The sequence below is a fragment of the Pseudomonas tehranensis genome, assembly GCF_014268615.1.
In the GTDB taxonomy this organism is placed as follows: Bacteria; Pseudomonadota; Gammaproteobacteria; order Pseudomonadales; family Pseudomonadaceae; genus Aquipseudomonas; species Aquipseudomonas tehranensis.
Genome location: NZ_JABWQV010000311.1, coordinates 1 through 5,071 on the forward strand (window position 1 = coordinate 1; position 5,071 = coordinate 5,071).

The 5,071-nt window shown below is 62.3% G+C and carries 4 protein-coding genes; all 4 read right to left on the reverse strand.

Annotated elements, in window-relative coordinates; all coding sequences use genetic code 11:
* Positions 1-48: 48 nt before the first annotated feature.
* The gene (locus HU811_RS24695; protein ID WP_186658603.1) at positions 49-1,578 is read right to left on the reverse strand and encodes a DHA2 family efflux MFS transporter permease subunit; all 1,530 of its coding nucleotides are present in this window, start codon (positions 1,576-1,578) and stop codon (positions 49-51) included.
* 194 nt (positions 1,579-1,772) lie between these two features.
* Complete coding sequence (locus HU811_RS24700; protein WP_186658605.1) at positions 1,773-2,975, reverse strand: HlyD family secretion protein; 1,203 nt, start codon at positions 2,973-2,975, stop codon at positions 1,773-1,775.
* A gap of 15 nt (positions 2,976-2,990) precedes the next feature.
* A complete protein-coding gene (locus HU811_RS24705) occupies positions 2,991-4,460 on the reverse strand; it encodes an efflux transporter outer membrane subunit (protein WP_186658607.1) in 1,470 nt (489 codons plus the stop codon).
* A complete protein-coding gene (locus HU811_RS24710; RefSeq protein WP_092403190.1) occupies positions 4,457-4,930 on the reverse strand; it encodes a MarR family winged helix-turn-helix transcriptional regulator in 474 nt (157 codons plus the stop codon). The genes HU811_RS24705 and HU811_RS24710 overlap by 4 nt, the downstream gene beginning before the upstream one ends.
* Positions 4,931-5,071 lie beyond the last annotated feature (141 nt).

Below are 5,071 nucleotides of genomic sequence, written 5' to 3' on the forward strand. Positions count from 1 at the left end.
TTTCGCGAGCAAGCCCGCTCCCACAGTGGAGTGCATTTCACTTCTGAATCAATGCCCCGCCGAAGCAGGCCCCGCCTTCGCCGCAAACGGCGGTTTCGCCAGCCACACCAGCACGATCAGCCCCATGAACGCCCAGCCCATCAGCGTGAAGTAATCCACGGTGGAGAGCATGTACGCCTGGCTGTTGAGGATCTGCTCGAGCCGGGCATAAGCGGGTGCGCTCGCGCCGCCGAGATGGTTAAGCGCCTCGCGGGTGGCCGGCTCATAGGTGCTGATGCTTTCACTCAGGTACGCATGGTGCTGATCCGCCCGGCGGATCCAGATCCAGGTGGTCAGGGACGCGGCGAAGCTGCCGCCCAAGGTACGCAGGAACGTCGCCAGCCCCGCGCCATCGGCGATCTGGTGCGGCGGCAGGTCCGACATCAGGATGCTCAAGGTCGGCATGAAGAACAGCGCCACGCCGATCCCCATGAACAACTGCACCAGGGCGATGTGCTGGAAGTCCACTTCGTTGGTGAACCCGGCGCGCATGAAGCAACTCAGGCCGATGGCCAGAAACGCCAGCCCGGCCAGCAGGCGCAGGTCGAACTTGTGGGCGTATTTGCCGACGAAGGGCGACATCAAAACCGGCAGGATGCCAATGGGCGCCACCGCCAACCCGGCCCAGGTGGCGGTGTAGCCCATCTGGGTCTGTAACCACTGCGGCAGGATCAGGTTGATGCCGAAGAACCCGGCATAGCCCCCCACCAGCACAATGGTGCCGATGCGAAAGTTGCGGTAGGCGAACAGCCGCAGATTGACCACCGGATGGCGGTCGGTCATTTCCCAGATCACAAACACCGCCAGGGCAATCACCGAGATCACCGCCCCGATAATGATGAAGTTCGACTCGAACCAGTCCAGGTCGTTGCCCTTGTCGAGGATCACCTGAAGCGCACCGACGCCGATGATCAGCGTGATCAACCCGACGTAATCCATTGGCTGGTAGCTGGTGACCACCGGCCGCGCCTTGAGCTGCTGGCGCACCACCATCACGGCGAAGATCCCAATGGGCACGTTAATGAAGAAAATCCACGGCCAGCTGTAGCTGTCGGTGATCCAGCCGCCGAGGATCGGCCCGGCAATCGGCGCCACCACCGTGACCATCGCCAGTAACGCCAGGGCCATGCCGCGTCTGGCCGGCGGATACACGGCAATCAGCAAGGTCTGGGTCATGGGGTACAACGGTCCGGCCACCAGCCCTTGAAGGACACGAAAGCCAATCAGCTCCGGCATCGAAGTGGAGATACCGCACAGAAACGAGGCGAGCACGAACAGCAGGGTTGCCCACAAAAACAGCTTCACCTCGCCAAAGCGGCGACTCAGCCAACCGGTCAACGGCAAGGCGATGGCGTTGCTCACCGCGAACGAGGTGATCACCCAAGTGCCCTGCTCCGAACTGACGCCCAGGTTTCCGGAAATGGTCGGCAAGGCGACGTTGGCAATGGTGGTGTCGAGCACTTGCATGAACGTCGCCAACGACAGCCCGATGGTGCTGAGCAACAGGCTGGGCGGCGTGAAGGACGCGTTATTGCTCATTGCGAGATCCTATAAAGCGCAGGTGGAGAAATCGCGGGCAAGCCTTGCTCCCACAGGTTCCAGGACTACCTGGACCATTGAACAAAACACAAAACCTGTGGGAGCCGAGCTTGCTCGCGATGGGGCCCTTACAGCCAATATCTTTGCTGCCTGTCATGCCGCTATCGCGAGCAAGCTCGGCTCCCACAAGGTGATCAGCGCTGGGCGGTCTTGCTGGCAGCGGCACTGTTTTCGTGGATCAAGCGAGTAATCATCGCGTCGGCGTCGACCAGTTGCCGGTCGTAGACCTGGGTGCTGAAAGAGGCTTTTTTCGGTGGCTGCTGGGCCAGCACCGGACCACTCTGGTCCCGCAGATTGACGTCGACCTGGGTCGACAGGCCAACCCGCAAAGGATGCTTGGCCAGTTCCTGGGCATTGATATGAATGCGCACCGGCACCCGCTGCACGATCTTGATCCAGTTGCCGGTGGCGTTCTGTGCCGGCAGCAGGGCAAACGCGCTGCCGGTGCCGGCACCGAGACTGTCGACGGTGCCGCTGTACTTCACATCGCTGCCATAGAGGTCGGTTTCGATGTCCACCGGTTGGCCGATGCGCATGTCGCGCAGTTGGGTTTCCTTGAAGTTGGCGTCAATCCATAACTGATCCAGCGGAATCACCGCCATCAGCGCCGTGCCCGGCTGCACCCGCTGGCCCAACTGCACCGTGCGCTTGGCAACGTACCCGGTGACCGGCGCGATCAAGGTGCTGCGAGCGTTGGTCAGGTAGGCCTGACGCAATTGCGCGGCGGCCGATTGCACGTCTGGATGGGAAGCCACCACGGTGTCATCCACCAAGGCACTGGACGTCTTGAGTTGCTGCCTGGCGTTGGCCAACGCATTCTGCGCCGAGGTCAAGTCGTCACGAGCGTGGGACAGTTCCTCCTGGGAAATCGCCCCGCCGGCCGCCAGGTTCTTGCGTCGGTTGTAGTTCTCCTGGGCCTTCTGTACCTCGGCCTCCTGGGCTTTGACCTGGGCGCGCATGCCATCGACGTTGCTGTACAAACCACGCACCTGGCGCACGGTACGGGCCAGGTTGGCCTGGGCACTTTGCAGCCCGACCTCGGCGTCGTTCGGATCAAACTGCACCAGCACCTGACCTTCGCGAACCAGGTCCCCGTCGTCGGCACCGATACTCACCACAGTGCCGGTGACTTGCGGCGTGATCTCCACCACGTTGCCGTTCACATAGGCGTCGTCGGTGCTCTCGCTCCAGCGACCATACAGTTCGTGCCAGGCCCAGACGCCCAGGCCACCCAGGACGACAATCAGTGCCAGCCCCAGCAGCATCAGCTTGCGCTTGCGCGGGTTGCTGCTGTCCTGGGTAGTTTCAGAGGGTTGGGGTGTTTCGGCAGTCGCCATGACAAGTACCTCGAATCAGTTGTTCGGCGTGGTGGAGGCCGGTGCGGCCGAAGCCAGGGTGTCGGTCTCGAAGCCACCGCCCAGGGCCTGCATCAGTTGGATCGACAGGTCGATCTGCTCGGCATTCAGGTTCGCCAGTTGGCGCTGGGCCTGGAGCAATTGCTGCTCGATGCTCAGCACGTCCAGGTAATTTCCGATGCCGGAGCCATAGCGCTGAACCACGGTGTCGTAAGAGTTCTGCGCGATATCGGTGGCGTGTTGCTGCGCGGCGATCTGCCGGGCGATGTCGCGCAACTGGTTGATGGTGTCGCTGACATCCCCAAGGGCCTTGACCAGACTCTTGTTGTACTGCGCCACCGCCATGTCGTAATCGGCATCCCGGGCATCCAGGTCCGCCCGCAGTCGCCCGCCGTCGAAGATCGGCAGCGACACCGTCGGTGCCACGTTGAAGAAACGGCTGGCCGAACCGAACATCGCGTCGCCCAACAACGACTGCCCCCCCGCCGCCGCGCTCAGGTTGAGGTTGGGGTAGAAATTCGTCTTGCCGGCCTCAATGTTCTTGCCCGCCGCCTCGACGCGCCAACGGCCGGCAACCAGATCCGGACGACGGCCCAGCAATTCGGCCGGCAGGTTCGATGGCAAGGCGACGGCACTGGCTTGCAGCACGTGGGGGCGAGCAATTTCATTGCCGCGGTCCGGTCCCTTGCCCAACAGCACCGCCAAGGCGATTTTTGCGCTTTGCAGGCGTTTTTCCGCGTCGATCCGGCTCGCATCGGCGCTGGCTTCCAGGCTTTCGGTTTGCTGGAACTGGTATTCGCTGTCGATCCCGGCACTGAGGCGACGCTTGCCCAGGTCGAGCATTTGCCGGGTGCGCTTAAGGTCCTCGGATGCCAGGTCATAAATGATATGGGCCTGACCCAAATCGCTGTAGGCCCGGGCCACGTCAGCAGCAAGCGTCAGCTGGGCAGCCTGCCGGTCGATTTCGGCGGCACGGGCCTGGCCCAGGGCCGCTTCCCAGGCCGCGCGCTGGCCGCCCCAGAGGTCGAAGTTGTAATTGAAATCCACGCCCAGCGAACGCAGCGTGCTGTACGCCCCGCCCTGCCCTTGCGGGTCCTGGTCACGGGCCAGGCGCGAACGGCTGACACTGGCGCTGGCATCCAGGGTCGGCATGCGCGCGGCGTTGGCGGCGTAGGCAGCGGCGCTGGCCTGATGCACCCGGGCGCTGGCGATCTGCATGTCCGGGCTGTCGCGCAGGGCTTCGCGAATCAGGCCGTCGAGTTGTGGGTCGCCGAGGCTTTTCCACCAATCGCTTTTCGGCCAGGCAGCGGGCGACAGCGTGACGCCGTTAAGAGATTGCCCGGCCTTGAGGTGTTGTGCTTCAAGGCTGACCCCTTCGGTGTTCAGGCCGCTGTAGCTGGCACAACCGGCCAGGCTCATGGCCAGCAACACCAGGCTGATGCGGGTACGCAAGGTTTTACGACTCATTTGCCCCCCAACCGCAACACGGTGATGGGATCACCGGCGGCGAGCAGAATTTTCTTGAGGATTTGTTCGAGGATTTGCAGCTCCTCGCGGCTGATGGCGGCCGCCAATTGGTTCATGGCATCGGCGCCGATAACCGGCAAGCGATCGGCCAAGGCCTGGCCGGCTTCGGTCAACACCAGTCGCACCTGCCGACGGTCATCGGCCGAGCGTTGGCGAATCAGAAAACCTTTCTGCTCCAGACGATCGACCATTCGCGTCATCGAACCGCTGTCCAGGGACAGGTACCGACACAGCTCGACCGGCGTATCGATGCCGTGCTGGGCCATGATGATCAACACCTTGAACTGCGCGGCGGTGATGCCGACGGGTTCCATGTGGGTATCGATGATCCGGTCTTTGAGCAGCGCGGCACGACCGAGCAGCATGCCGAGGTGGCAATTGTGGAAATCGTCCGGGGTGAAATGTTTCATCTGACCACCTTTTACTGCCTAGGCAGTGAATGTATGTCGAGATGTTACTGCCTAGGCAGCAAATGTCAAACAAATAGTTAGCGTGCTATGCATAACCCGACAAACGCAGATAAAAATGTGGGAGCGGGCTTGCTCGCGAAA

What these genes read in the sequence shown, in the direction of transcription:
- HU811_RS24710 (WP_092403190.1), bottom strand. Translation starts at nt 4,930, where the DNA reads ATGAAACATTTCACCCCGGACGATTTCCACAATTGCCACCTCGGCATG.
- HU811_RS24705 (WP_186658607.1), bottom strand. Translation starts at nt 4,460, where the DNA reads ATGAGTCGTAAAACCTTGCGTACCCGCATCAGCCTGGTGTTGCTGGCC.
- HU811_RS24695 (WP_186658603.1), bottom strand. Translation starts at nt 1,578, where the DNA reads ATGAGCAATAACGCGTCCTTCACGCCGCCCAGCCTGTTGCTCAGCACC.
- HU811_RS24700 (WP_186658605.1), bottom strand. Translation starts at nt 2,975, where the DNA reads ATGGCGACTGCCGAAACACCCCAACCCTCTGAAACTACCCAGGACAGC.